Consider the following 25,156-nt stretch of genomic DNA (forward strand, 5'->3'; position numbering starts at 1 on the left):
CGCTGAGCGGCGCGGGTTGCTTTGCGCGGGCTACTGGCACGGAAAGTCTCGTGCCGCCTCTCTATTCTCGTTTCTGGCGATCCGGGTTCGGCTCGTTTCGAGTCGTCTTCGGGATCGGCACACCCCTTGCTGCCCCCACTCAGCGGCGCTGCCGCTCGCCACCTATTTACACGCGACTCGCTGACCACGCCGCTGGCAAACCCGCTGGCAAGTCGTTACCGGCGGTGTCATGGAAAACTGTATAAATATACAGTATAGTATTTGGCTGCAAGCTGGGCTTCGGTGCGTCTGCGCCGCCCCGGCAGCACCGAACTTGCGCGGTCGCGAGGCGTCCGTGAGAGGTGGCCCACCCATTCAGACATTCAGACGGTCGGAAAAATTGTCATCTAACGGCACTATCAAGATTCGCGGCGCTCGCCAGCACAATCTCAAGAACCTCGATCTCGACGTACGAACCGGCGAGATGACGGTCGTCACCGGGCCCTCCGGTTCCGGTAAATCGAGCCTCGTGTTCGACACGCTTTACGCGGAAGGCCAGCGGCGCTACGTCGAAACTTTCAGCGCTTACGCGCGCCAGTTCCTCGACCGCATGGACCGGCCGCAGGTCGACCGGGTAGACGGCGTGCCGCCTGCCATCGCGATCGACCAGACCAATCCGGTACGCAGTTCGCGCTCCACCGTCGGCACGATGACGGAGCTCAACGACCACCTGAAGCTGCTCTATGCGCGCGCGGCCGAACTGTTCGACCGCAAGACCGCGCAGCAGGTGCGGCACGACACGCCGGAAACGATTTACGCCGAGCTGCTCGAACGCACCGGTCAGAACGAACCCCGGCTGGTGGTGACGTTTCCCGTCGAGTTGCCGGAATCCGCTTCGGAACAGGAGGTCGAGCAGTGGCTTTCCGCCAGCGGCTACACGCGTGTGCAGGCGCAGCGCGAAGTCGATTCGCCCACCGGCAAGCGCAAGCTGCTCGACGTGGTGGCCGACCGTTTCCGTCTGAGCTCGGTGGACAAACAGCGCGTGGTCGAGGCGATCGAAGCGTCGCTGAAGCGCGGCGGCGGGCGCGTCAATATTTACGTGCTGCCTGCGTCGTCCGAAGGCGCGCAGAGCCAGCACGCCGAGCCGATAATCTGGCGTTTCTCCACCGGCTTGCATAACCCCGATAGCGATCTGCGCTATGCCGACCCGCAACCGGCGCTGTTCTCGTTCAACTCGGCTTACGGCGCGTGTGAAGTTTGCCGCGGGTTCGGGCGCGTGATCGGCGTCGACCTCGGGCTCGTCATTCCGGACGCGCGCAAGACCTTGCGCGACGGCGCGATCAAGCCGATGCAAACGCCTGCATGGAAGGAATGCCAGGACGATCTGATGCGCTACGCGGCGAAAGCCGACATCCGTCGCGACACGCCGTGGGGCGAGTTGACGGAGGCGGAGCGCGACTGGGTCATCAACGGTTCGCCGGACTGGAACGGCACATGGCAGAGCCACTGGTACGGCGTCAAACGCTTCTTCGAGTATCTCGAATCGAAAGCGTACAAGATGCATATTCGCGTGCTGTTGTCGAAATACCGCAGCTATACGCCGTGCGAAACCTGCGGCGGCGCACGTCTGAAAACGGAATCGCTGCTGTGGCGTCTCGGCAGCAAAGCGAATGCGGACGAAGCGCTGGAGGCGCCACGCCGCTTCCTGCCGCGCGGTGTCGACTGGACACGCGCACAACTCGAAGCGTTGCCGGGGCTGACCGTGCACGACCTGATGCTGATGCCGATCGAGCGCATTCGCCGCTTCTTCGACGAAATCAGTTTGCCTTCCGCGCTGCTGGACGACGCGCTGAAACTGCTGCTGGCCGAAGTGCGCACCCGCCTGAAGTATCTGTGCGACGTGGGCCTGGGCTATCTGACACTCGACCGGCAAAGCCGCACGTTATCGGGCGGCGAGGTGCAGCGGATCAACCTGACCACGGCGCTCGGCACGTCGCTGACCAAAACGCTGTTCGTGCTCGACGAGCCGAGCATCGGGCTGCATCCGCGCGATCTGAACCGGATCGTCGAGGCAATGCATCGTCTGCGTGACGCCGGTAATACGCTGGTGGTGGTCGAGCATGACCCGTCGGTCATGCTCGCAGCCGACCGTCTGATCGATATGGGTCCGGGGCCGGGCGAGCGGGGCGGCTCGATCATTTACGACGGTGTGCCCGAGGCGATTCGCTCGTCGGGCACGCTCACCGGCGAATATCTCGGTGGCCGCCGGCATGTGGCCGACGCCGCGCACTGGTCACAGCGTCCGGTGAATGCGACGACGCCGCGCATCGTGCTCGAAGGCGCGACCGAGCATAACTTGCGCGATGTCACGGTCGAGATTCCGTTGGAACGGCTCGTTTGCGTGACGGGCGTGTCGGGTTCTGGCAAGTCCACGCTGCTGCAAGACGTGCTGTATCCGGCCATGGCGCGCCATTTCGGCCTTGCTACCGAATCGCCCGGTGCGTTCAGAAGCCTGACCGGGGCCGATCAGGTGACCGACGTGGTTTTCGTCGACCAGTCGCCGATCGGCAAGACTGCGCGCTCGAATCCGGCCAGTTACGTCGGCGCGTTCGACGAAATCCGCAAGCTGTTCGCCAAAGCGCCGCTTGCTCAGCAACGCGGCTATGGTCCCGGCATGTTCAGCTTCAACTCGGGCGACGGCCGTTGTCCGACTTGCGGCGGCTCGGGTTTCGAGCATATCGAAATGCAGTTCCTGAGCGACGTGTACTTGCGTTGCCCGGATTGCGACGGGCGCCGTTATCGCGCGGAACTGCTCGAAGTGAAGATCGAGCGCGGCGAACCGGCGCGTGCGTTGAGCATTGCCGACGTTCTGGAGTTGACCGTCAGTGAAGCCGTGGCTTACTTCGCGAGAGATGCCGAAGTACTCCGCGTGCTGCAGCCTATCGTCGACGTGGGTCTCGAGTACGTGAAACTCGGTCAGCCGGTGCCCACGTTGTCGGGCGGCGAAGCGCAGCGGCTGAAGCTCGCGGGCTTCCTCGCAGAGTCGGCGCAGGCGCGTACCGCGCGCAGCGCGAAACAGGCGGTGCCAAAACGTCTGTTCATGTTCGACGAACCCACCACCGGCTTGCACTTCGACGACATCGCCAAGCTGATGCAGGCGTTCGGCAAGCTGCTCACAAGCGGACATTCGCTGATCGTGATCGAACACAATCTCGACGTGATCCGCGCGGCGGACTGGCTGATCGATCTTGGGCCCGAAGGGGGCGACGGCGGCGGCCGTGTGCTGTGTGCGGGCACGCCGGAAGAGGTCAAGCTGTGCGCCGAATCGCATACCGGTGAGGCGCTGTTGCAATACGACCGCGCGGTGGGCGCGGCGGCTGAACCCGTGTCGCAAGGCATTCCGCTGCAAAAGGCGCTGAGCGCCGCGCGCGCGCGGCGGGCGATCGAAGGCGAGGACGTGGTGCGCATCGTCAACGCGCGCGAGCACAACCTGAAAGCGCTGGACGTAGACATCCCGCACGGCAAGTTCAATGTGATTACCGGCGTATCCGGTTCGGGCAAGTCCACGCTCGCGTTCGACATCCTGTTTCACGAAGGGCAGCGCCGTTACCTCGAATCGTTGAACGCGTACGCGCGTTCCATCGTGCAACCGGCTGGGCGGCCCGAAGTCGACGCCGTGTATGGCATCCCGCCGACCGTTGCGATCGAACAGCGGCTTTCGCGCGGCGGCCGCAAGAGTACGGTCGCCACCACGTCCGAGGTATGGCACTTCCTGCGCCTGCTGTATGTGAAACTCGGTTTGCAGCATTGCATTCATGACGGCACGCCGGTTACGTCGCAGAGTGTCGAATCGATTGCAGCGCAGTTGCTGCGCGATCACAAGGGCCAGCATGTCGGTTTCCTCGCGCCGCTGGTCGTGAATCGCAAGGGCGTCTATACGGATCTCGCGAAATGGGCGAAGGCGCGCGGCAATACGCATCTGCGAGTCGACGGTGAATTCGTGCCGGTGGATCCGTGGCCCAAGCTCGATCGCTTCCGCGAGCACACCATCGAACTGCCGGTGGCGGACCTCGTCGTGTCGGCGGATCATGAAGCGGAATTGCGCAAGGCGCTCGATCAAACGCTGGAAATCGGCAAAGGCGTGATGCATCTGCTCGCCCCGCTCGACGGTCTGCATGACGCGATTCACGGTGGCCGCACCACCGCGAAACTGGGTGCCGTGAAAGTGCTGTCCACCAAACGCGCCTGTCCGGCATGCGGTACGAGCTATCCTGAACTCGATCCGCGTATGTTCTCGTACAACAGCAAACACGGCTGGTGTACGACATGTGTCGGCACCGGTCTGTCGCTGACCCGCGAACAGCGTGCCGCGTACGACGACACGATCGTCGTCGAAGACAATCGCGGCCGCGAACAGAGCTTGCCGTCGGAGGAGCAGGAGCCGGAAGGCCTGATCGACGAGCCGTGCCCGGATTGCTCGGGCACGCGCCTGAATCCCACGGCGCGGGCCGTCACGTTCGACACCCAATCCATCACCAACGTCGCGCAGTGGACCGTGTCCGATACGCGTACGTGGATCGACACATTGGAGATGACCGGCCGCAACGCCGAAATCGCGCGCGACGTGATCAGCGAAATCGGCAGCCGTCTGCAATTTCTGGAAGAAGTCGGGCTGGGTTACCTGAGCCTCGACCGTGCCGCGCCGAGCCTGTCCGGTGGTGAGGCGCAACGGATCCGGCTCGCCGCGCAACTTGGCAGCAACCTGCAAGGCGTGTGCTACGTGCTCGACGAGCCGACCATCGGTCTGCATCCACGCGACAACCAGATTCTGCTGAACGCGTTGCGCAAGCTGGGCGAAAAGGGCAATACGCTGGTGGTGGTCGAGCATGACGAAGATACGATTCGACGCGCCGATCACATCATCGATATTGGTCCGGGGGCGGGCAAACGCGGCGGGACGCTGGTCGCACAGGGTAGCGTGGCGGATCTGTCCGCGCAGCCCGATTCGCTGACCGGGCAATTTCTTGCGCAACCTATCGTGCATCCGCTGCAGCCGCGCCGTCAGGTGATGGCGCCCGGCAAACGGACAGCCGCGGTGCCGGAGAACTGGCTGACCGTGCATGGCGGCAAATTGCACAATCTGCGCAATGTCACGGTGGGCATTCCGCTGTCGCGGCTGGTGGCGGTGACGGGCGTCAGCGGTTCGGGCAAGTCCACGCTCGCACGCGACGTGCTGATGACCAATCTGCTGGACGCGGTTGGGCGCTCGGTTCTGTCGTCGCCGGCCACCCGGCGTGCGCGCGCGGCGGCCGAAGAAAAGCCGGCGGCTAACCGGCGCTCCAGCGTGCTCGCACGAAGCGCGCCGCGTGCGCCGTTGAACGTCACGCATGCATGGCAAGGGTGCGATTCGATCACCGGTTGGGAGAGTATCGACCGCGTGCTCGAAGTCGACCAAACGCCGATCGGTAAAACGCCGCGCTCCTGTCCCGCCACTTACATCGGCGTGTGGGACGCGATTCGCAAGCTGTTCGCCGGCACGCTCGAAGCGCGTGCGCGTGGCTACGCGGCGTCGCGTTTCTCGTTCAACACCGGCGACGGTCGTTGTCCGGCTTGCGAAGGACAAGGCGTGCGCACGATCGGCATGAGCTTCCTGCCCGACGTGAAGGTACTGTGCGATGTGTGCCATGGGCAGCGCTTTAATCCGGAGACGCTGGCGGTCACCTGGCGCGGCAAGAATATCGGCGACGTGCTGACCATGGAAATCGACGAGGCGGTCGAGTTCTTCTCGTCAATCACGAATATCGGTCACCCGTTGCAGTTAATGAAAGACGTCGGCCTCGGCTATCTGACGCTGGGTCAACCGTCGCCGACGTTATCGGGCGGAGAGGCGCAGCGGATCAAACTCGTCACCGAGTTGAGCAAGGTGCGCGACGACATCACGCGGCGCGGTCAGAAGCCGCCGCATACGCTGTATGTGCTGGACGAACCGACGGTCGGCCTGCATATGGCGGACGTCGCCAAGCTGATCCGCGTTCTGCATCGTCTCGCCGATGGCGGGCATAGCGTCGTCGTCATCGAGCACGATCTGGACGTGATCGCCGAAGCCGACTGGGTCATCGATCTCGGTCCGGAAGGCGGCGTCGGCGGCGGGACGATTGTCGCCGCGACGGATCCTGAAGGACTGTCGCGCGTTGCCGCCAGTCACACCGGCGCTGCATTGCGCCCGGTACTGGCGCGCACGCAGAACGGTACGGCAAGAGTGGCGGGTGAGGGTACCAACGGTTGACGCGAGGCGGAGCGGCGCAGCGCAGCCAGCTTGCGCCGCTCGAAGCAATGCGTTGCGACCCGGGCCCGCGTTGCACTGCGCGAGTTCGCAAGTCCGCTTCCGGATTGAAGCGCGTCGGCGCACAGCCACGCGCGCCCACCATCCCGATGAACCTCAACCGGCCGGCTGATTGACGTTTTGAGCCGGCGCCACGCCACCGGGCGTCGGCGCCGCGCTGGCCGACACGTGCGTTTGCGCAGGCATACAGTCCGCGCGATATTCGGCTTGCAACTTCTGCTCGGCCGCCTCGAGATCGTCCGGGTAATTGGCGTCATCGCCGCTGCTCGGCTGGTAACCAACCGCTTCCAGTTCGCCGAGTTCGCGCATTAACTGCTTGTGCGTGACCTCGCCGGTCATCTGTTTGAACGGGTAATCGTTGCATTGCTGCTGCGTGAGACCGGGGGCGGCCATCGCCGAAGCACTGCCAATCAGAAGAAGCGTAGTGAGCAGGGTTTTCGTTGCGAGCTTCATTTTTGTCCATCCACGAGAAGGTTCGAATCGGACCGCCATAAAACAGCGGGCAGACAGAAGGCTAGTGGAGGCGGTCTACCGAACCGGCGTCGGCAGAATGAAATTTGTTTTATCGTTTTTCAGGCCTGTTTAAAGGGCCTTTCTGCGGCCTTTCGGCGGATTTTTCCGAGCTTAAATAATTCTTCATGAAACGGACGCTCATCCGCTACGAGGCCCGGCGTAGCCTGCATTCTCGCATCGTGGCGAAGCGGCGACATCCGTTGAATCGCACGCCCGTGCACTGAACGCGCTAGCCGAATATGGCATCATGTCCTCCTACTGATAACCGGTCGCGTCCGTCGCTTGCATCGGTAGAGCGGGCTGCGGCGCATGCAATGATCATGTCGCGAGTTCTGACAATCGAAGATGATGAAATTACCGCGAATGAAATTGTCGGTGAACTGAAAAGCCGCGGCTTCACCGTGGACTGGGTGGCGAACGGTCGTGACGGCATGGCGCGCGCAATCAGCGAAGACTACGACGTCATTACGCTCGACCGCATGCTGCCTGGCGTCGACGGCCTCACGATTCTGACCACCATGCGCAGCATCGGCATTCAAACGCCGGTGTTAATGCTAAGCGCACTCGGCGATGTCGACGAACGCGTACGCGGTCTGCGTGCCGGTGGCGACGATTATCTGACCAAGCCGTTCGACCCCGAAGAAATGACCGCGCGCCTCGAAGTATTGTTGCGCCGCAGTCAGACTCCAACCGCGCAACTCGAAACCCATCTGCGAGTCGGCCCGCTCGAACTCGACCTGATTTCGCGCAAGGTTCAGCGCGATGGTGAAGAGATCGTGCTGCTGCCTACCGAATACCGCGTGCTGGAATTCATGATGCGTCATGCAGGGCAAACTATTACGCGCACGATGCTGTTCGAGGCGGTATGGGGTTATCACTTCGACCCGGGCACCAATCTGATCGACGTGCATATGGGCCGGCTACGCAAAAAAATCGACCCGCCCGGCGTCACGCCGATGATCCAGACCGTACGGGGTTCGGGCTATATCCTCGCATGAGCGATATTCTGATGGACACGACTTTGCCCGCTCAATCAGCGCTCGGGCGGCGCTGGCATTCGACCACGTTCCGGCTGCTGGCCATTTACGCGGTCATTTTTTCGCTTTCGGTGATGGTGCTGCTGGGCGTCATCGGCTGGGCCGTGACCGGCGACATGGAGCGCGAGTTCGACGTCGTCATGGATTGGCAACTGATCTATTTCGACTCGCTGCCTGACGCGGATCTTGCCGACGCGATCCACCGGCGGATCGAGCACGAACGGATGCACTCCAACTACTACGGTCTGTTCGGACCCGACGGCCATCTGCTGGCCGGCGACGTGCTCGCGCTTCCGCCGCAATTACCTACCAATCGCACGGGCAAGACGCTCAATCTCACGGCGTCGATGGGGCATGACGAAGAACCGCCCCGGGTGCGCGCGATGGCCGAACAGCGCAAAGATGGTTCGACGCTCATGATCGCGCGCGATCTCACGCACGTGCTGCGGATTCGCGAGACCATCATCAAGGCGTTGGTGGGCGGCGGTATTTTGTGTCTGCTCGCCGGTACGGCAGGCGGACTCGCGTTGAGTGTGCGGCAGATGCGCCGGCTGAAAGCGATCCGGCACGTCACGCAACGCATTGCACAGGGCGACCTCGCACAGCGTTTGCCGATTGGCGGCCGCGATGAAGTGGATATGCTCGCGCATCTCGTGAATCATATGTTGGCGGAAGTCGAGCGCCTGATGAACGAAGTGAAGGGCGCGTGCGACGGTATTGCACACGATCTGCGCACGCCGTTGGCCCACGTTCGTACGTTGCTCGCGCATGCGGCAGAGCGCACGTCGTTGCATGACGATGCCGAGTTGTCCGCGTTAGTGGATCGCGCGCGCATCGAGACCGACGGGTTGCTCGACCGCTTCCGCGCGATGCTGCGCATCTCCGAAATCGGCACGTTGCAACGGCGCGGCGGCTTCAGCGAGATGCAACTGCAAACCCTGGTTCAGGAAGTGGGCGAGCTTTATGAGCCGCTCGCCGAGAGCCGATCCATTCAACTTTCCGTCCACACCCAGCCCGTCGATGCCATTCACGGTGACCGTGCTTTGCTATTCGAAGCGCTGAGCAATCTGATAGACAACGCGATCAAATTCACCCCCGAAGGCGGCGTAGTGCGAATGGAATTGCGTCAGACTCCGGCGGGACCCCAGGTCGACATTATCGATAACGGCCCCGGCATTGCCGCAGACGAACGTGATGCGGTGCTGCAACGGTTCTATCGCGGGGAAACGACTCGACACCTCGCGGGATCGGGCCTTGGCCTCAGTATTGTTTCGGCAGTGATGCGAGTGCACGACTTCACGATGAAGATCGGCAATGCGCGACCGGGCGCCAGAATTTCCATCGAATGCTGGTCGAGGACGTTGGCGTGATTGATCTATTGTGTCCTGTCATTGGCAGGTGCTGAATGCGTGTTTTATTCGTAGGTCCTGCTCATCCCGAAGCGGCGTGGCTCTTTAAAGCACTTCAGGAGAGCGCGCATAGCCTGCAGCGAGCCGACGATCTGCGCGACGGCGTTTTTCTGGCCACTCAGGAAACCTTCGACGCCATCGTGCTGATGGTCATCGACATCGCGCATTACCCGTCGCTGCTGGCCTTTCTCGCAGAGTTTTCCGCAACGGCAAATGGAGCGTCGATCGTGGCCGTGCTCGGCGCTGCCACCGCTCAGGACCGCACCCGTGTTCTGCGTGCCGGTGCAGATGCCTGCTTTTGCCAACCCTATTCGTTTATTGAAATGCATGAGCGGCTTCACGCATTGCGGCGAATCAGCGGTACTCGTGCTGTGGCGGCAAATTCAGGTCCTGCGTCGGCGTCTTTCGCGTTCAATCGTCCTTCTCTCGACACAGCGACCAGAGAACTGGTTTTCGGCATGCGCCGGCTCGCCGTGACGCGACGTGAGTTTCTATTGCTCGAATGTCTTCTGCGGCAGATGAATGCGCCGGTGGCCAGAGATCAATTGATCCGCTATGCGTGGCCCGAGAAGGAAGATGTCGATCCGTCCAGCGTCAATCTGGTGGTGTCCCGATTGAGAAGAAAGTTGCTGGACGATGTTCCTCAGGTCAGGATCGAAACCGTGAGCCGCTTTGGGTATCAGGTGTCGATCGCTTCTTAAGCTTCTCCGCTTTCCCAGTACCTTATCTTTTATTCGCTCGCTCGCGCACGCTTCGCGTCGCGAGTACTTTCGCGTGCCCGTCTTTCAGCTTCTGGTTCCGTCATTGGCGTGAGGGAGGGTGTTCATGCGCCTTGGGTCAATGATCCGCTCATGAAAATGCAACGCGTAGGTTGAAACTCAGTCTTGCAGATGCAGCGGTTTCTGGTCTCGATATATTCGTCGCGTGGTCACATTCATAGCAATGTTCCTACTGTTATCAGCCATCCTTAATTAAATGAAAGGTCATGCATGAATCAGAAGATGAAACTGGCACACATGGTCGGGGCACTCCTGTGTGTCGGTGTTGCCAGTACTGCACACGCACAAAGCAGCGTCACGTTGTATGGACTTCTCGATACGGGGATCGATTTTGCCAATAACGTCGACGGTAGCCATCTTTATCAGATGGCGAGCGGCGTGAGCGCGGGGAGCCGCTGGGGCGTGAGAGGCAAGGAAGATCTGGGCGGCGGTCTGTCGGCGGTTTTCGATCTGGAAAGCGGCTTCAATTCGACCAATGGCAGCCTTGGCAGCGGGCTCGCCTTCTCGCGTAATGCGTACGTCGGACTCGCCAGTCAGACGGCCGGTACGGTGACGCTTGGCCGCCAGTGGGACCCGATTGTCGACCTGATCGAGCCGTTCTCGCTGAACGACAGTTACGGCGGCTGGTATTTCTCGCATCCGAACGACATGGATAACCTCGACAACGGCTTCGCGATCAGTAATGCGGTGAAGTACACGAGCCCGACGATCGGCGGCTTTACCGGCGAGGCGCTCTATTCATTTGGCGGACAGGCGGGACAGTTCTCGAATAACTCCGCCTATAGCGCGGCGGCATCGTACTCGAATGGTCCGTTCTCGATGGGCGCGGGCTATTTGCGTGTCAACGATCCCGAGCAATCGATCCAGAGTTATCAGAACGGCTCGGGCTTCACCAACGCCGTGTATGGCGATTATCTGGCGAATGCGCGCAGTCAGGGCATCTTCGCGGCGGGCGCGTCGTACTCGGTCGGCAAGTTCAAGGTGATGGGCAACTTCACCAACGTGAACTTCCAGCAGGGCGATGATGGGCAGGACGTGAAGTTCCAGAACTATGAAATTGCCGGTACGTTCCAGGCAACCAGCCAGGTGAACCTCGCAGCAGGCTATACGTACACGGAAGGCCGTAATCACGCGACCGGTCAGGAACCCAAATACCAGCAGCTCAATCTGAGTGCGGAGTACGAGGTATCCAAGCGTACTGCTGTCTATGCACTTGCCGCATTACAAAGGGCCAGCGGTGGCGCGGTCGCGCAGATTGCCGGTTTCGATCCGTCGACTACCGGTGAACAGGTTGTCGGCCGGGTCGGCATTCGACACTCGTTTTAAAGCGTCGATATCAGATAAAAGAGCGCGTTGCCCGAACGGGTAACGCGCTCTTTTCTATTACGAGCCAAAAAAGGTATTGCAGAAACTGACTGGGCCGACGCAACTGTTGTCGGCGGTACTCGACGGCGTTGTCGCGCAACCGGATAACAGCAGTCCGGCTGCGACGGCGACAACGGCGAAACGGGCGGATCGTTTGATCGCGGTACGAAAAGTCATCAGTATCGTCGTGGGGTAAAGGCAGGGCGGCGCGCGTGGTCCCCGAACGGGTCAGTGCGCGTAGAGCGTGGAATTCAGATACGCGAGCTGGCCGTCCTTCTCCGCATGCACCAGTTCCTGATAAACCTGAGCGCGCGTTTTTTCGACCGTCGGCTGTCCATACGGAGCCACCCACGTGCCGGCGGCGCTGATGGAAGGCGTAGCGTTTGCCGCGACCTGCATCGACGGTGCGGCGCTTTGCTGTGAAGCCGGCGCCGTGGTGGATTGAGCAAAAGCGGAAGCAGTCGCGGTCAGACCGATAAAAGCGATGGCAAGCGTCATGGATTTCATCTTCGTATTCCTCATAAATCGGATGGGTTGGCGGCCGGCGCGCGAAGCGCAATGCATTCGTGGTTCGGCTGATGAGAAGGATAGTCAACCCGCTTTAGCGGATGAGCGCTGTGAGCATGAAAAGAAATTTATCTGTTACAGCAAAGAATCAGTAAGCAGGGCACTTTGCGAGACCATGTCGGAAACATAAAAAACGTTTCATCAAACCAGTGGTTTTGATCACGGGTGTGTCACTGCGCGTATCTAAATTGCGGCTACCCGCACGGTTTGCGGGATCGGTCCGTGGATGCGCGGATCGGCGCCTTCTTTTACCCGGAATCAAACATGAAAAAAGCATTGGCAACCACACTCGTCGCGCTGGCCGGATCGCTGGGTGCGACAGCACACGCACAAAGCAGCGTGACGCTCTACGGCACGCTCGACACCGGTCTCGACTACGTCAGCAATCAGAAGACGGCTTCGGGTGCGGGCAAAAGCAACTGGATGATGGAAAGCGGCAATCTGAGCACCAACCGTTGGGGCCTGCGCGGTAACGAAGATCTGGGCGGGGGCCTGAGTGCGGTCTTCGATCTGGAGAACGGTTTCAATGTCGATAACGGCAAGATTTCGAATGGCGGCGATCTGTTCGGCCGGCAGGCATGGGTGGGTCTGTCCAGCAAGCAGTGGGGTACGGTGACGATGGGCCGTCAATACGACTTCATGGTGGACTTCGTCGCACCGCTGTCGGCAACGGGCTCGGGTTTCGGCGGCAATATCGCCGATCATCCGTTCGACAACGACAACCTGAACAACGATATGCGCCTGAACAACGCGGTGAAATTCCGCAGCGCGACTTATGACGGCCTCTCGGTCGGCGCCGCCTATGCGTTCAGCAACGCAGCAGGCGGCTTCAGCAACAACAATGCGTACAGTCTCGGCGCGCAATGGGCCGGTGGTCCGTTCAACCTCGCCGTGGCCTATCTGCAGATCAACCAGCCGGGCGGTGTCAACACCCCGACCAACACGAGCGGTGCGGCGAGCAGTAGCGATGGCGATGCGATCTTCACCGGCGCACGTCAGCGGACGCTCGGCGCGGCGGGCCGCTATATGTTCGGCGACGCGACGGTGGGGCTGGTCTTCACGCGTACGATTCTTAACGACCCGAGCCAGATCACGCAGGGCGGTGCTTATTCGACGCTCAACGGTAATCTGCTGACCTTCAACAACTATGAACTCAACGCGCGCTATGCGCTGACCCGTGCGTTGTCGGTGGGCGGTTCGTACACCTTCACGGACGGCCATTTCAGCGACGACGGCAAGCGTGTCGCGCCGAAGTGGAATCAGTTCATGCTGCAGACGACCTACGCGTTGTCGCGCCGCACCGACGTGTATCTGCAAGGGGTCTACCAGCATGTATCGGGCGCGAACGGCGTGGCGGTACTGGGCAATGCGTCGATCTACTCGCTGGCGGCTTCGTCGAACAACAAGCAGGCGGTCGTGGCCATCGGCATGCGGCACAAGTTCTAAATCTCTTGTGCGCACGGGCGTTGAACTGCGCCCGAGACAAAAGCGTCGCCGGTTTGATCGACCGGCGACGTTTTTTTATGCCTGCCGCCGGAGCCGGCAAGCAGCGGACTTCTGCTGTATCAGCCGAGGTGTGCGGTGCGGCGACTAACCGGCGTTCGCAACGCTGTGCGACGGCGTCCCCCGGGTCTGCGCCGCCTGAACATCAGGCGCGGCTTTAGGGCCGTCCGCGGACCATCCCCCACCCAACGCCTCGATCAATCCCACCGAAGCCAGCAGGCGCCTCGTATTGAGGTTCAGCGCGGCGATCTGCGTGTCGAGTTCGGTCGTTTGTGCGGTGACCACGTCCAGATAACTGACCACACCGTCACGGTAACGCGACATCGACAGCGTCAGTGTGCGTTGCGCGGCCACGAGCGCTTCATTCTGACGCTGGGCTTCGTCGCCGAGATGGTGCAGTTGCGCGAGGTTGTCCTCCACCTGCTGGAACGCCAGCAGGACCGCGGCCTTGTACTTCGCGCCGTTCTCCGCGAGTTTGGCGCGTGCCTGCCGGGTGATGGCAGCACGGCGGCCACCGTCGAACAGCGTCATCACGAGACTGGGTCCGACCGACCACATCTCGTTGGGTGCCATCAGCCACGGCGACAGCGTGGTGCTTTGATAACCGCCGTCGAGGCCGAGCGAGATGTCCGGGAAAAACGCGGCTTTCGCGACGCCGATCTGCGCATTCGCCTGAGCGACACGCCGTTCGGCGGCGGCGATGTCGGGTCGCCGTTGCAGCAGCGCGGCCGGCACGCCCGTGGGTAACGACGGCAGATAGGCTTCGGCGGTGTCGGGGTCCAGCGAGAAGTTCGACGCAGGCGTGCCGGTCAGACTCGCGATGGCGTGCTCGTAAAGCGCGCGGCGCGCGGCGATATCGTCGGCGGATGCGCGGGCGGTGTCGAGCTGTGTCTGCGCGCGCGATACATCGAGGTCCGACGCAATGCCGCCGGCGTGACGGCTCAACGTGAGTTTGAGCGCTCGCTGGTAGGTGTCGATCGTGTCGTTGAGCAGTTGCTGTTGCGCGTCGAGACCGCGCAGATTGAAATACGCGTCGGCGAGATTGGCCTGCAGGCTCAGGCGCACGGATTCGAGATCCGCCTCGCTGGCCTGCATGGCGGCGCGCCCCGCAGAGACTTCATTGCGGACCTTCCCCCATAGATCGAGATCGTAGCTAATGCCGACGTCGACGGTATTCGCGCCGTACACGGAAGGCTGGCCGGTGCCGCGCAGCGGCCGGTCATCCGATTGCCGCTGACGAATCACCGACGCATCGGCGCCGATGGTCGGGAACAGGCCCGAGCGCGCTTGCGCCAGATAGCTCGTGGCTTCGTCGTGACGCGCGATTGCGGCGGCCACGTCCGGATTCGCCACGGCCACCTGAACTTCGAGGCGATCCAGCACGGGGTCGCGATACACGCTCCACCACGCATCGCGTGGCACGCGGTCGGCGGGTCGTGCGAGTTGCCAGGCTCCGCCTTCCTTGAACGTGGTGGGGATGCTGGTGGGCGGCGCGTGATATGTCGGTGCGAATGAGCAGCCGCTCATCAGCGTCGCAGCCGCCAGCGCCACGCATAAGCGGCGCAGGTTGCGGGTGGTGTGCGGGTTGCGTTCAGCCATGAGCGCTCTCCGCTGGCCGGCGTCCGGCGACCGACGTGCCGGACCGGTCGGCAGTGCGGGTCGGGTTGCCTTGAAGTCGAATTTCGTCGCCGGACGACAGCGAATCGGGCGGATTGTCGATCACACGGTCCGTCGCATTCAGGCCCGACGCGATGTCGACATGTGTGCCGAGATCGGTCGCGATCGACACCGGCTTGAGCACCGCGCGGTTGTCGCTGCCGACCACCGCGACCTGCAAGCCGGCTTGCCGGAAGATCAGCGAGCTCGCGGGGATCGATAGCGAATGCGCACTGGTCGGCAACGAGAAATGCACCTCGGTGTATTCGCCAGGAATCAGCAGACCGTCATGATTGTCGACGGAGAGTTGAACCAGCAAGGTGCCGGATGACGGCGTGATCGCGTCGTCGGTGTCGACGAGCCGCGCGTTGAACTTCATCCCGGGCCGCTCAGGGACGGTGAGCGTTGCGTTCATTCCTGGCTGGATCGCAGCCGCTTCGTCCTGCGGTACGCTGACGTACACCCGCAATTGACGCGCGTCCGATACCGAGAACAACTCCGGGCCGTTGCCGCCGCCCGCGTTGATCAGCGCGCCGATATCGGTGGTGCGCGCGGTGACGATGCCATCGAACGGCGCGGTAATGCGCTTGAACGATGCGAGCGCTTCGAGTCGCCGCACGTTGGCTTCGGCTGCATCGACGGTGGCCTGTTTGGCGACGAGGTCGCTGGTCTTCTCGTCGGCGTCCTGTTGCGAGACGGAGTCCTGCTGCAACATCTTGGTCCAGCGTTGCGCAGTGGATGCCGCGAGTTTTTCATTGGCCTGGGCGTTCTGCAAATCGGCGCGCGCCTGTTGCAATTGCTGATCGAGATCGGGCGTATCGATCACGCCAAGCAACTGTCCCGCTTTGACGTGCGTGCCGATATCCGCATACCACGCATGGAGATAACCGGATACGCGCGCATAGATTGGCGCGTTCACGAACGCAGACAGATGACCCGGCAGGACCAGCGACTGCGCGTCGAGGTCGTGCGTCGGCGTATAGGCAACCACCGTGGGGATGGCCTGTTGCGCGGACCAGGTGGTCAATTCCTGCTTCGCATGCACGCGGCTGGTGATACCGCTTGCCACGATGCCAGCTGCCGCCAGCAGCGCAATGAGGCCGATGAGTTTCAGATGACGCAGCCGCTTCGGCGAATTGATCTCGATCTCAGTGGACATGATGGACTCCGGGTTCGGATGATGAATGCTCGTCAGAAGGGGCGTGCGCGTCGTTTGCGTGGTCGCGCGAAGGGGGATGATCTGCCGCATCGCGACGATGCACGATGCTGAACACGACCGGCACGAAGAGCAGCGTGGCGAAGGTCGCGCAAAGCAGCCCGCCGATCACCGCGCGGCCGAGCGGCGCGTTCTGCTCGCCGCCATCGCCGAGACCCAGCGCCATCGGCGCCATGCCGATGATCATCGCGAGGGCGGTCATCAGCACCGGGCGAAAGCGCGTGAAGCCCGCTTCCATCGCAGCGACCAGCGCATTGCCGGTCACCGCCAGGCGTTCGCGCGCAAAGCTCACCACCAGAATACTGTTGGCGGTGGCGACGCCCATGCAAAGAATCGCGCCGGTCAACGCGGGCACCGACAGCGGGGTGTGCGTGATGAACAGCATCCACACGATGCCCGCCAACGCAGCCGGCAACGCGGTGACGATCACGAACGCATCGCTCCACGAATGGAAGTTCACGACGATCAGCAGGAAGATCAGCAGGATCGCGCCGACCAGACCCAGCGACAGGCCGAGGAACGCGCTGTTCATCGTCTGAACCTGGCCACGCAGCGTGACGATCGATCCTTTCGGTACGTCTTTCGCCGTATCGTGGACGATGTTCTGGATCTTCGCGGACACGGCGCCGAGGTCCTGACCTTGCGTGGTCGCGAACACGTCGTAGAGCGGTTCGATGTTGTAGTGCGAGACCACCGCATTCCCCACCCCACGCGTGATCGTCGCAATGCCGCCGAGAATTTGCGCCTGACCGTTCTTGCCGGTCACGGGCAGATTGCTGAGATTCGACAGCGACGTCATCCGGTATTGCGGCGTCTGCGCGACGATCGGATACGACACCCCGTTCTTCGGATTCAACCAGTAGGTCGGCGACACCTGGCTCGTGCCGGACAGGCTCGCCACCACGGAGTTGGTCACGTCCTGTTCGGTGATGCCAAGCTGGTCGGCGCGTGAACGGTCCACGGACACAGTGAATTGCGGATACGTTGCAGCCTGCTGCATGCGCGTATCGGCAATGCCCGGAATCATCCGCATGCGGCGCAATACTTCATTCGCGTAACGGTGATTGGCGGCCTGGTTCGGGCCGGCCACCTGCAAATCGATCGGCGCGGGTGCGCCGAAATTCAGAATCTGACTCACGATGTCGGCCGGCAGGAACGCGAATGTCGTACCCGGAAACTGACGCGGCAGGCTCTCGCGCAGCTTGCGCACGAAGTCGGCGGTCGGCTGATGAGCTTCATTCAGCGAGACCAGAATGTCGCCGTCCTGCGGTCCGATCGTGCCGCTGTTGTTATACGTCAGGTTGATACCGCTATTCGGCAAGCCGATGTTGTCGACGATGCTGCGCAGTTGATCGGGCGGAATTGCACGACGTAGCGCGTTTTCGATCCTGTCGAACTGATCGGCGGTGTCTTCGACTCGCGTGCCGATCGGCGCGCGAACGTGAATCGCGATTTCACCCGAGTCGATATCCGGGAAGAAGTTGCGGCCCAGCCAGGGTGCGAGCAGGAAAGACGCGGCGACGACCACGAGGAAGCCCGCGACGAAACGTTTGCGATGGGTGAGCGCGAGACCGAGCACGATCCGGTACACGCCGCGTACGCGCTCGAAGCGATGTTCGAAAGCGCGCTGGAAGCGAACCAGCGGATTGCGCGATGGGGCGGCATGCGCATGGCCGCCATGCGGGTCCATTACCGCGGCCAGTTCGCCGGACGCGTGACCGCCGGATGCGTGCGGACGCAGCAGGTATTGCGCCATCATCGGCACGAACGTGCGCGACAGAATGAACGACGCGATCATCGCAAAGATCACCGCTTCGGCCATCGGCACGAACAGGAAACGCGCAATGCCGTCGAGCAGCAGCATGGGTACGAAGACGATACAGATGCACAGCAGCGACACGAATGCAGGCGCGACGATCTGCGCAGCGCCATCGAGAATCGCGCTCCTCACGTCCTTGCCTTGCTCGAGGTGCCAGTTGATGTTCTCGATCGTCACGGTGGCGTCGTCGACCAGAATCCCCACGGCGAGCGCAAGTCCGCCAAGCGTCATCACGTTGAGCGTTTCGCCCATGGCCGCGAGCCCCGCAATGGCCGCAAGCACGGCAAGCGGAATCGATGCCGCGATAATCAGCGTGGAGCGCCAGCTGCCGAGGAACAGCAGGATCATCAGCGACGTCAGCGCGGCCGCGATAATGCCCTCACGTGCCACGCCGCTGACCGCGCCTTTCACGAAGGTCGACTGGTCGCCCATCGTGACGAGTTTGAGGCCCGGTGGCAGCGTTGCTTCGATACGCGGCAATTGCGCTTTCACGCCCGCGATGATGTCGAGCGTCGATGCCGAGCCGTTCTTCAGAATACTCATCAGCACAGCGCGATGACCGTCCACCCGCACGATATTGCCTTGCGGCGGATACCCGTCGCGCACATGCGCGACGTCGCGGATATAGATAGTTGCGCCATCTACCGTCTTGATTGGCAATGCATTCAGTTCGTCGAGTGCGAGCGGACTGTTGTTCAGCTTGATGTTGTATTCGAAGCGGCCGATCTTCTCGGTCCCCGCCGGGATGATCTGATTCTGCTGCGCGAGCGCCGTGGCGACATCGTTAGCCGAGAGCTTTTTCGCCTGCAAGGCCTGCGGATCCAGATCGATTTGCACTTCGCGGGTCTTGCCGCCGTACGGCGTTGGAATCGCCACGCCCGGCACGCTGAGCAATTGCGGACGAATGAAGTTGGTCGCGTAGTCGGCGAGTTTCTGCTCGTCGAGCGTATTGCTGGTGAGGGCGAGTTGCAGCACTGGCACCGTGGACGCGTTGTAGTTCAGAATCTGCGGCGGCGTGGTGCCGGGCGGCATCTGTTTGAGTACCGTCTGCGAAACGGATGTTACCTGTGCGGTGGCGGTGCGAATGTCGACGGTCGGCTGAAAGAAGATCTTGACGATGCCGTAGCCGCGAAACGATTGCGACTCGATATGGGCGACGTCGTTGACCGTCGTGCCGAGCGTGCGTTCATAGTAAGTGACGATGCGCCCGGACATATCGTCCGGTTGCAGGCCGGCGTAATTCCACACCACGCTGATCACGGGAATGCGGATGTCGGGAAAGATATCCGTTGGCGTGCGCATTGCGGCAAGCGGGCCGATCAGCAGGATCAGCATGGCAAGCACGATGAACGTGTAGGGCCGGGTCAAAGCTAACCGGACTATTTTTAACATCGAAGGCTGCTCCGTTCAGAGGCGCGATTGAATCTGCGCGAGCGTGTGGCGATTGAGGCCGACGCGCAACGGCGCGACCCGGTAACGGCATTCTGGGGAGCGGGTCCTAACAGGTGCGGACAAAACAAATGAAACAAGTTTTAGGAAAAGACGTGTGGCGCGCGATGCGATCGACGTGTTTGCGAGACGTGCAGAGTGCAGCAGCTATAGCGCTGTATGCAGCGCTATAGCTCGCTTGCCCGATAGGGTGGTGCGGTTAGCCGAACAGATAGCCGGACCCACGGATCGTGCGGATCAGCGGACGCTCCCCCGGCATTTCGACTTTTTTGCGCAAACGGCCGACATGTACGTCGATGAGATTCGTGCCTGGGTCGAAGCGACAGCCCCACACGGCTTCGAAAATCATCGTGCGTGTGAGAACCTGGCCGGTGTGGCGCATCATGAATTCGAGCACGCGAAATTCGGTGGGCTGCAAATCGAGTTCACGCTGCCTGTGCGTGACTTTACGTCGCACGAGATCGAGCTCCAGCGATCCATTGCGCAACATGGTTTCGGCTTTCGCGTGACGCGGGCGTCGTCGCAACAGCACTTCAACGCGGGCGAACATTTCCTCGGGCGAGAACGGCTTGGTCAGATAGTCGTCGCCGCCGGCCCGCAGGCCCTGAATGCGCTGATCGACATCGGACATCGCGCTCATGACGAGCACCGGAGTTTCCATGCCGACGCCGCGCATCGTCGCGACGATGGTGAGGCCATCGAGATCGGGCAGCATGCGGTCGAGCGTGACGACGTCATAGTCGCCCGCCATCGCTTTAGCCATGCCTTCACGGCCGGTACGCGCGACATCGACGGAAAAGCCGCTCGCGCTGAGTGTGCGCACGATGTCGTGCGCGATCAGCTCGTCATCTTCGATCGTCAATATTTTGGGCATGATGCGGGGGTCCGCGTCAGGCTGCAGCGCGCAGCGCAACGTGCCGATCCGGCGCGCGATACTGGCTGACCGCGAAGTCGATGAAAGCGCGCACGCGCATCGACAGATAATTGCGGCCCGAGTACAGGATCGAAATCTCGCGTGGACCGCCGTTGATGTCGAACTGTTCGAGTACCGGCACGAGTGCGCCGCGAGCGAGATCGTCGGCAATGATCGGTTTGGGCAGCAACGCGATGCCCATGTGATTGAGTGCGGCGACCCGCACCATTGCACTGCTGGTGGCGGTCAGCGCGCTGCCGGTGTTCACGCGGTAGACACCGTCGTGATCCGCGAATTCCCAGGTGCGCGACGAGCCGTCGGACACTGTCAACAGACCATGCTGGTTTAACGCGGCCGGGTCGCGCGGCGCGCCGTGGCGTGCGAGATAAGCGGGCGAGGCCACGGTGATGTCGTCGACGCTGGTGAGCTTGCGGCTGACCAGTGACGAATTGGCGAGACGCCGGTCGTCGGAAAAGCACACGTCGTAGCCGCCTTCCACCATATCGATGTGCGTGTCGAACGTCGTGACGTCGAAATCCACCCGGGGATGCAATGCGCGGTACGACGCCAGCAGTGCGCCCAGGCCCGAGGCCGCGAATGTCATTGGCGTCGCAATGCGCAGCGTGCCCTGCGGATCGCGCGTAGTCTCCAGCAGATTCGATTCCATTTCATCGAGCTTTTCAATGATCGCGCGGCATCCGTCGAGATATTCGCGGCCCACGTCGGTCAGTGACAGACTGCGTGTGGTGCGATTCAACAGGCGCATGTTCAGATGCGCTTCCAGTGTGCCGACGCTGCGCGTGACCGCGGCGGCCGACATGCCTAACTGTCTCGCGGCGAGATTGAAGCTGGCGAGATCGACTACTCGTGTGAAGACACGCATCGCTTGTAGCTGGTTCATGTTGGAACAGTAGAGAAGGGCGATGGATGCATGATGGGTGATCGAAGATAAATCCACGCAGCCACGTGGATTAAGTCTTTTTTAACTTTGTGAAATGTTCATGAATTGCCGTACGAACCTGTAAGGTGGCCCGTGATGCTTATCATTGGGATGGCTAAACAATGGGCAAAAAAAGAGCGCGGACAGAGCCGCGCTTGAGAAAGTCTTGATGAAAGTTGCCGCAGTCAAGCGGCGAACGAAGTATAGGCGGATCGCGTGGCGAATTGCACAAGCAATCTGAAACGCAGTGCTGCGAGAAATGCAAGAGGCGCAAGAAGCGCAGGAAGCGCCGCACGACGCTTCTTGAAAGGGGCTTTCAGCGAGTCTTTCAACCAGCCTTTCAGTTAAGCATCCCGTGTACTTCCAGCGACTTCTCCAGTTGCTGCCCCAGCGCGTGATGCAGTTTGACAAGGCTTTCAGTTGGCAATGCGAAGCCGGCCCAGCCGAGACCGGAGTGCCGCAGGAACAGCACGGCGCCGTCACTCATCGGATGTTTTTCGGCGTGCCAGCACGGATCGACTTCGATCACATATCGATGCGCGCGCACTGGCGCCATCGGAAGCTCGGGGCGCATCGTGGCGCGCAGCGCACCGAGGTGTTCGATCAGCGCATCCAGATCGGCGACCTCGAGCAGCACCGCGCTGCCGTCAATGTCGATTCGAACGGCGTTCTTTCCATACTCGTTGACTTTCTCGATGCTCATCGGGCGCGACATGTTTCACTCCTTGCGGCGATCACGGTACCCGAAGTATCGCGCGCGGCAGGCAGGCCGATCCTTAAACAGCGCAATCCCCTGATGAAATTTTGTTTAAACAGCGGTCACCGCGCCAATTGCTGCACTGCTTTAATCATCTGATGTTTATTTTCCGGTTGCTCGAGACCTTACGAAACAGCGTGCGTTAAGTCATACGATATGAGTTCAAATGTTTCAATTTAGAAACGTTTTTTGGCAGTCGGAAATTTCGCCGTGAAATCATTAATTAAGTTAACTCCGCACATTATGCGAAAGTACCCAATGCGGAAGCCGGTAAATTCCCAATTTGCGAATATAAGCCGGAATTGACGGCCATTATCACCGTGCATTAGAGTTCAGGTTTGAAACACTTTCATTCTCAATGGACCGAGGCGATGTGAGATACAGAAAACGATTCGCGCAGTGTAGGATTTCTGCATGTGAAACCCCGACAGCCCGTCTGCATGCGGCTTGGCACCGATGGTGACCGGAGCGCCGTGACATAACGCAACGAAGCGCCGCCGCGTCGCGCGGATCTCATATCAAACACTCAATAATTCTTTTCGTCATACATTCAATTTCGTGATTGAGATTTGTTTTTCAAATTTACTATAGCGAGCCATTCCGCTAACATCACGCATAATCCGTTAAACGGCGTTGTCAGCACTTTCTGCCGTAATAAATTCATTCGCTCGTTTACGCGAACCAGCGGGGCATCGGGGTCCACAACGTATGACCGTTTGGGGAAAGATCATGCCGCAAATGCACCTTGATACAGCGAGAATTACATGGCTACACACGCCGACTTTGAACGTGCGTACTGCAGCGCGGCGAATCGGCGTATTGCTGTTTGATGGCTTCTGGCTGCTCGGGCCGGGCACGGTGGTCGAAATGTTCCAGACCGCCAATGAACTCTCCGGCTCGCAAGCCGGCGAAGAGCCACCCTATGAAGTGCAATTCCTGTCGATGGATGGCGGCAGCGTCGCCAGTTCGTCATCGGCACGAATCTGGACCGATCGTATCGACATTCGCTTTGGCGCCGGTTTCGACGTGCTGTTCATCGCCGGCGGCTACGGTGCGCATGCGGCCGCGCGCGACGAGCGACTGCTCGGCTGGCTGCGTTCCGTGCAGTCGCGTACCCGCGCGATCGAAACGATAGGCGAGGGGCGCGTCGTGCTGGAAGCCGCCGGTCCGACCGACCACGATGGTTTGCAGATGAACCGCTATCTGGGCAGCGTCGCCAGCGAGGCCGCGTTGAGTGCCGCCAACGATCGTCACGACTGCGCGCGGGCCGCGCTGATGTTTATCAAACGCGATCTGGGTGCTGAACTCGCACGCAGCGTCGCAGACCGCGTGATGCCGGGCATGGCTGCCACGTGGGTGCCGTTGCCCGCCGAAGGCGGCACGCTGAGCGTCGCGGAGAAAATCCGCGCGGCGGCGCGCTGGATGGAAGCGAACTGCGACCGGCCGGTGTCGGTGGCCGACGCCGCGCAGGTTGCAGCGATGAGCGAGCGCAATTTCCTGCGCCGCTTCAAGCATGAAATGCACGTCACGCCGTCCGACTATCTGTTGCAGGTGCGACTGCGGATTGCCTGCAATTTCCTGACTGAAACCGAATTGCCCGTCGACAAGATCGCGCGCCGCAGTGGCACGGGTAATGGCGACCGCCTCGCGAAGATCTTCCGCAAACGCATGGCGCTGTCTCCTACCGAATATCGCGCACGCAGCAGGGTGAGCAGTGAGGTGTAGCATTGACGAAGGCGCCCGTGCCGACGTGCGCCGGATGACCGTTGGATGCGGTCGCGCTGGCTGCCGCGTCTTTGTCGGGCGAGCTTCTTACGAGCACAGTGGCAATGGGCAACAAGGTAATGGCGACGGCATTGCCGGAGGTGAAACTCATCGAGCCCGACGTGTTTTGCGACGAATTCGGGTTCTGCTATGAGAGCTTCAGCGCGGACGAATTTACCGACGACGTCTCGCAAGGTTTCAATTTCGTGCAGGACCGGCATTTGAAAGCGGTACGCGGTGTGCTGCGTGGGTTGCACTATCAGGTGCAACGTCCGCAAGGGCGACTGGTGCGGGTCGTCAGAGGAGAAGTATTCGACGTGGCCGTCGACGTGCGGCTCAATTCGCCGAACTTCGGCAAATGGACCGGCACGTATCTGAGCGAAACGAATCAGCGGCAGTTGTGGGTGCCACCCGGTTTCGCGCAAGGATTCGTGGTGTTGTCGGAAGTCGCGGAGTGTTTGTGGAAGACCACCGAGTACTGGTTTCCCGAACTCGAACGCTGCATCCTATGGTCTGATCCCGACATCGGCATTGAATGGCCGATCGACTTCGAGCCCATTCTTGGTACGAAGGACGCCGCGGGCCGGCGTCTTTACGAAGCGGAAAACATTGCGTGAATTCAGTCCCGGTGCGCGCAGCAACTCTTGCAATAGCGGGCGGCAATTATTGCAACTTCAATTGCAACTTCAATTGCAACATCATGCCGCCGTTCACACCGGGACAGACCTCGACGCACGTTGACGCACGCGCGCAACCTGCGCGGTCAGCGTCGCATCAGACCCATCAGCAGGGTGACGAGGAAGATCACCACGAAGATGAAGAACAGTACTTTGGCGATCTCTGTCGCGCCAGCGGCAATACCGCCAAAGCCGAACAAAGCGGCGATGATGGCGATCACAAAGAAGATTGCAGCGTATCGAAGCATGGGGCCTCCCACCGGTGGATTGCTGATTGAATAGAAACGGCGACCCGTTTCAGACACTGCGCGCCTGGACGGGTTATTTGCCGGCGAGCGGAATACAGCAATAGGTGTGCCCAGCATTTCAAGTGAGGCCAGGGAACAACCTGCACCAGCCACATCGGACAATTGGGCCCGGCGGTTGCGATCATCGCGCGGCCATTACAATCTTTCCGTCCCTAGTCATCG

General features: G+C 61.1%; 18 protein-coding genes. 9 read left to right on the forward strand and 9 right to left on the reverse strand.

Annotation, left to right across the window (positions count from 1 at the left end; translation table 11 throughout):
* Nucleotides 1-379: 379 nt before the first annotated feature.
* Entirely contained in the window at nt 380-6,265 is a 5,886-nt protein-coding gene (uvrA, locus tag LMG28727_RS00300; protein ID WP_201640319.1) for an excinuclease ABC subunit UvrA, read from the forward strand.
* A gap of 153 nt (nt 6,266-6,418) precedes the next feature.
* Here uvrA and LMG28727_RS00305 read toward each other — a convergent pair whose 3' ends face one another.
* A complete protein-coding gene (locus tag LMG28727_RS00305) occupies nt 6,419-6,775 on the reverse strand; it encodes a DUF4148 domain-containing protein (RefSeq protein WP_201640320.1) in 357 nt (118 codons plus the stop codon).
* Nucleotides 6,776-7,155: 380 nt separating this feature from the next.
* Between LMG28727_RS00305 and LMG28727_RS00310 the strand changes: the two genes are divergently transcribed.
* The 4 genes from LMG28727_RS00310 to LMG28727_RS00325 all read left to right on the forward strand — a co-directional run bounded on the left by LMG28727_RS00310 (nt 7,156) and on the right by LMG28727_RS00325 (nt 11,386).
* On the forward strand, nt 7,156-7,833 hold the full coding sequence (locus LMG28727_RS00310; protein ID WP_201640322.1) for a response regulator transcription factor: 678 nt from the start codon (nt 7,156-7,158) through the stop codon (nt 7,831-7,833).
* The gene (locus LMG28727_RS00315) at nt 7,830-9,242 is read left to right on the forward strand and encodes a HAMP domain-containing sensor histidine kinase (RefSeq protein WP_407945815.1); all 1,413 of its coding nucleotides are present in this window, start codon (nt 7,830-7,832) and stop codon (nt 9,240-9,242) included. Before LMG28727_RS00310 ends, LMG28727_RS00315 begins: the two co-directional genes overlap by 4 nt.
* A 35-nt stretch (nt 9,243-9,277) precedes the next feature.
* Entirely contained in the window at nt 9,278-9,982 is a 705-nt protein-coding gene (locus tag LMG28727_RS00320) for a response regulator transcription factor (protein ID WP_201640323.1), read from the forward strand.
* Nucleotides 9,983-10,270: 288 nt separating this feature from the next.
* A complete protein-coding gene (locus LMG28727_RS00325; protein WP_201640325.1) occupies nt 10,271-11,386 on the forward strand; it encodes a porin in 1,116 nt (371 codons plus the stop codon).
* Between the two features lie 267 nt (nt 11,387-11,653).
* Here LMG28727_RS00325 and LMG28727_RS00330 read toward each other — a convergent pair whose 3' ends face one another.
* On the reverse strand, nt 11,654-11,932 hold the full coding sequence (locus LMG28727_RS00330) for a DUF4148 domain-containing protein (RefSeq protein WP_201640326.1): 279 nt from the start codon (nt 11,930-11,932) through the stop codon (nt 11,654-11,656).
* Here LMG28727_RS00330 and LMG28727_RS00335 point away from each other — a divergent pair.
* Nucleotides 11,922-12,122 carry a hypothetical protein gene (locus tag LMG28727_RS00335; RefSeq protein ID WP_201640328.1) on the forward strand — a complete coding sequence of 67 codons (201 nt, stop codon included), beginning with the start codon at nt 11,922-11,924 and terminating at the stop codon, nt 12,120-12,122. The two genes, LMG28727_RS00330 and LMG28727_RS00335, sit on opposite strands and share 11 nt — an antisense overlap.
* A 134-nt stretch (nt 12,123-12,256) precedes the next feature.
* On the forward strand, nt 12,257-13,438 hold the full coding sequence (locus tag LMG28727_RS00340) for a porin (RefSeq protein WP_201640329.1): 1,182 nt from the start codon (nt 12,257-12,259) through the stop codon (nt 13,436-13,438).
* A gap of 144 nt (nt 13,439-13,582) precedes the next feature.
* On the opposite strand, the gene LMG28727_RS00345 is transcribed toward LMG28727_RS00340, so the two are convergent.
* From LMG28727_RS00345 to LMG28727_RS00370, 6 genes are all read right to left on the reverse strand, one after another.
* Nucleotides 13,583-15,094 carry an efflux transporter outer membrane subunit gene (locus tag LMG28727_RS00345; protein ID WP_201640330.1) on the reverse strand — a complete coding sequence of 504 codons (1,512 nt, stop codon included), beginning with the start codon at nt 15,092-15,094 and terminating at the stop codon, nt 13,583-13,585.
* Nucleotides 15,087-16,310, reverse strand: a complete 1,224-nt coding sequence (locus LMG28727_RS00350) for an efflux RND transporter periplasmic adaptor subunit (RefSeq protein WP_201640331.1) — start codon at nt 16,308-16,310, stop codon at nt 15,087-15,089. Before LMG28727_RS00350 ends, LMG28727_RS00345 begins: the two co-directional genes overlap by 8 nt.
* On the reverse strand, nt 16,300-19,578 hold the full coding sequence (locus LMG28727_RS00355; protein ID WP_201640332.1) for an efflux RND transporter permease subunit: 3,279 nt from the start codon (nt 19,576-19,578) through the stop codon (nt 16,300-16,302). The genes LMG28727_RS00350 and LMG28727_RS00355 overlap by 11 nt, the downstream gene beginning before the upstream one ends.
* Before the next feature lie 256 nt (nt 19,579-19,834).
* Nucleotides 19,835-20,509 carry a response regulator transcription factor gene (locus tag LMG28727_RS00360; RefSeq protein ID WP_201640333.1) on the reverse strand — a complete coding sequence of 225 codons (675 nt, stop codon included), beginning with the start codon at nt 20,507-20,509 and terminating at the stop codon, nt 19,835-19,837.
* A gap of 16 nt (nt 20,510-20,525) precedes the next feature.
* Complete coding sequence (locus tag LMG28727_RS00365) at nt 20,526-21,449, reverse strand: LysR family transcriptional regulator (RefSeq protein ID WP_201640335.1); 924 nt, start codon at nt 21,447-21,449, stop codon at nt 20,526-20,528.
* 379 nt (nt 21,450-21,828) lie between these two features.
* Nucleotides 21,829-22,203, reverse strand: a complete 375-nt coding sequence (locus LMG28727_RS00370) for a hypothetical protein (RefSeq protein WP_201640336.1) — start codon at nt 22,201-22,203, stop codon at nt 21,829-21,831.
* A 771-nt stretch (nt 22,204-22,974) separates the two neighbouring features.
* Here LMG28727_RS00370 and LMG28727_RS00375 point away from each other — a divergent pair.
* Together LMG28727_RS00375 and rfbC are read left to right on the forward strand one after the other, a co-directional pair.
* Nucleotides 22,975-23,970, forward strand: coding sequence for a GlxA family transcriptional regulator (locus LMG28727_RS00375; protein WP_201640337.1), 996 nt, complete (start codon nt 22,975-22,977; stop codon nt 23,968-23,970).
* 104 nt (nt 23,971-24,074) lie between these two features.
* Nucleotides 24,075-24,626 carry a dTDP-4-dehydrorhamnose 3,5-epimerase gene (gene rfbC / locus LMG28727_RS00380; RefSeq protein ID WP_201640338.1) on the forward strand — a complete coding sequence of 184 codons (552 nt, stop codon included), beginning with the start codon at nt 24,075-24,077 and terminating at the stop codon, nt 24,624-24,626.
* Nucleotides 24,627-24,772: 146 nt separating this feature from the next.
* Here the strand turns inward: rfbC and LMG28727_RS00385 are convergent, their stop codons facing one another.
* A complete protein-coding gene (locus tag LMG28727_RS00385) occupies nt 24,773-24,934 on the reverse strand; it encodes a DUF1328 domain-containing protein (RefSeq protein ID WP_201640339.1) in 162 nt (53 codons plus the stop codon).
* Between the last annotated feature and the right edge of the window lie 222 nt (nt 24,935-25,156).

It is taken from the genome of Paraburkholderia metrosideri, assembly GCF_904848625.1.
Classification (GTDB): domain Bacteria; phylum Pseudomonadota; class Gammaproteobacteria; order Burkholderiales; family Burkholderiaceae; genus Paraburkholderia; species Paraburkholderia metrosideri.

Coding starts and splice junctions, on each gene's coding strand:
- LMG28727_RS00325 (WP_201640325.1), top strand. CDS start 10,271: ATGAATCAGAAGATGAAACTGGCACACATGGTCGGGGCACTCCTGTGT.
- LMG28727_RS00305 (WP_201640320.1), bottom strand. CDS start 6,775: ATGAAGCTCGCAACGAAAACCCTGCTCACTACGCTTCTTCTGATTGGC.
- LMG28727_RS00375 (WP_201640337.1), top strand. CDS start 22,975: ATGCCGCAAATGCACCTTGATACAGCGAGAATTACATGGCTACACACG.
- LMG28727_RS00315 (WP_407945815.1), top strand. CDS start 7,830: ATGAGCGATATTCTGATGGACACGACTTTGCCCGCTCAATCAGCGCTC.
- LMG28727_RS00345 (WP_201640330.1), bottom strand. CDS start 15,094: ATGGCTGAACGCAACCCGCACACCACCCGCAACCTGCGCCGCTTATGC.
- LMG28727_RS00310 (WP_201640322.1), top strand. CDS start 7,156: ATGTCGCGAGTTCTGACAATCGAAGATGATGAAATTACCGCGAATGAA.
- LMG28727_RS00320 (WP_201640323.1), top strand. CDS start 9,278: ATGCGTGTTTTATTCGTAGGTCCTGCTCATCCCGAAGCGGCGTGGCTC.
- LMG28727_RS00330 (WP_201640326.1), bottom strand. CDS start 11,932: ATGAAATCCATGACGCTTGCCATCGCTTTTATCGGTCTGACCGCGACT.
- LMG28727_RS00360 (WP_201640333.1), bottom strand. CDS start 20,509: ATGCCCAAAATATTGACGATCGAAGATGACGAGCTGATCGCGCACGAC.
- LMG28727_RS00355 (WP_201640332.1), bottom strand. CDS start 19,578: ATGTTAAAAATAGTCCGGTTAGCTTTGACCCGGCCCTACACGTTCATC.
- LMG28727_RS00370 (WP_201640336.1), bottom strand. CDS start 22,203: ATGTCGCGCCCGATGAGCATCGAGAAAGTCAACGAGTATGGAAAGAAC.
- LMG28727_RS00340 (WP_201640329.1), top strand. CDS start 12,257: ATGAAAAAAGCATTGGCAACCACACTCGTCGCGCTGGCCGGATCGCTG.
- LMG28727_RS00365 (WP_201640335.1), bottom strand. CDS start 21,449: ATGAACCAGCTACAAGCGATGCGTGTCTTCACACGAGTAGTCGATCTC.
- LMG28727_RS00350 (WP_201640331.1), bottom strand. CDS start 16,310: ATGTCCACTGAGATCGAGATCAATTCGCCGAAGCGGCTGCGTCATCTG.
- LMG28727_RS00385 (WP_201640339.1), bottom strand. CDS start 24,934: ATGCTTCGATACGCTGCAATCTTCTTTGTGATCGCCATCATCGCCGCT.
- LMG28727_RS00335 (WP_201640328.1), top strand. CDS start 11,922: ATGGATTTCATCTTCGTATTCCTCATAAATCGGATGGGTTGGCGGCCG.
- rfbC (WP_201640338.1), top strand. CDS start 24,075: ATGGGCAACAAGGTAATGGCGACGGCATTGCCGGAGGTGAAACTCATC.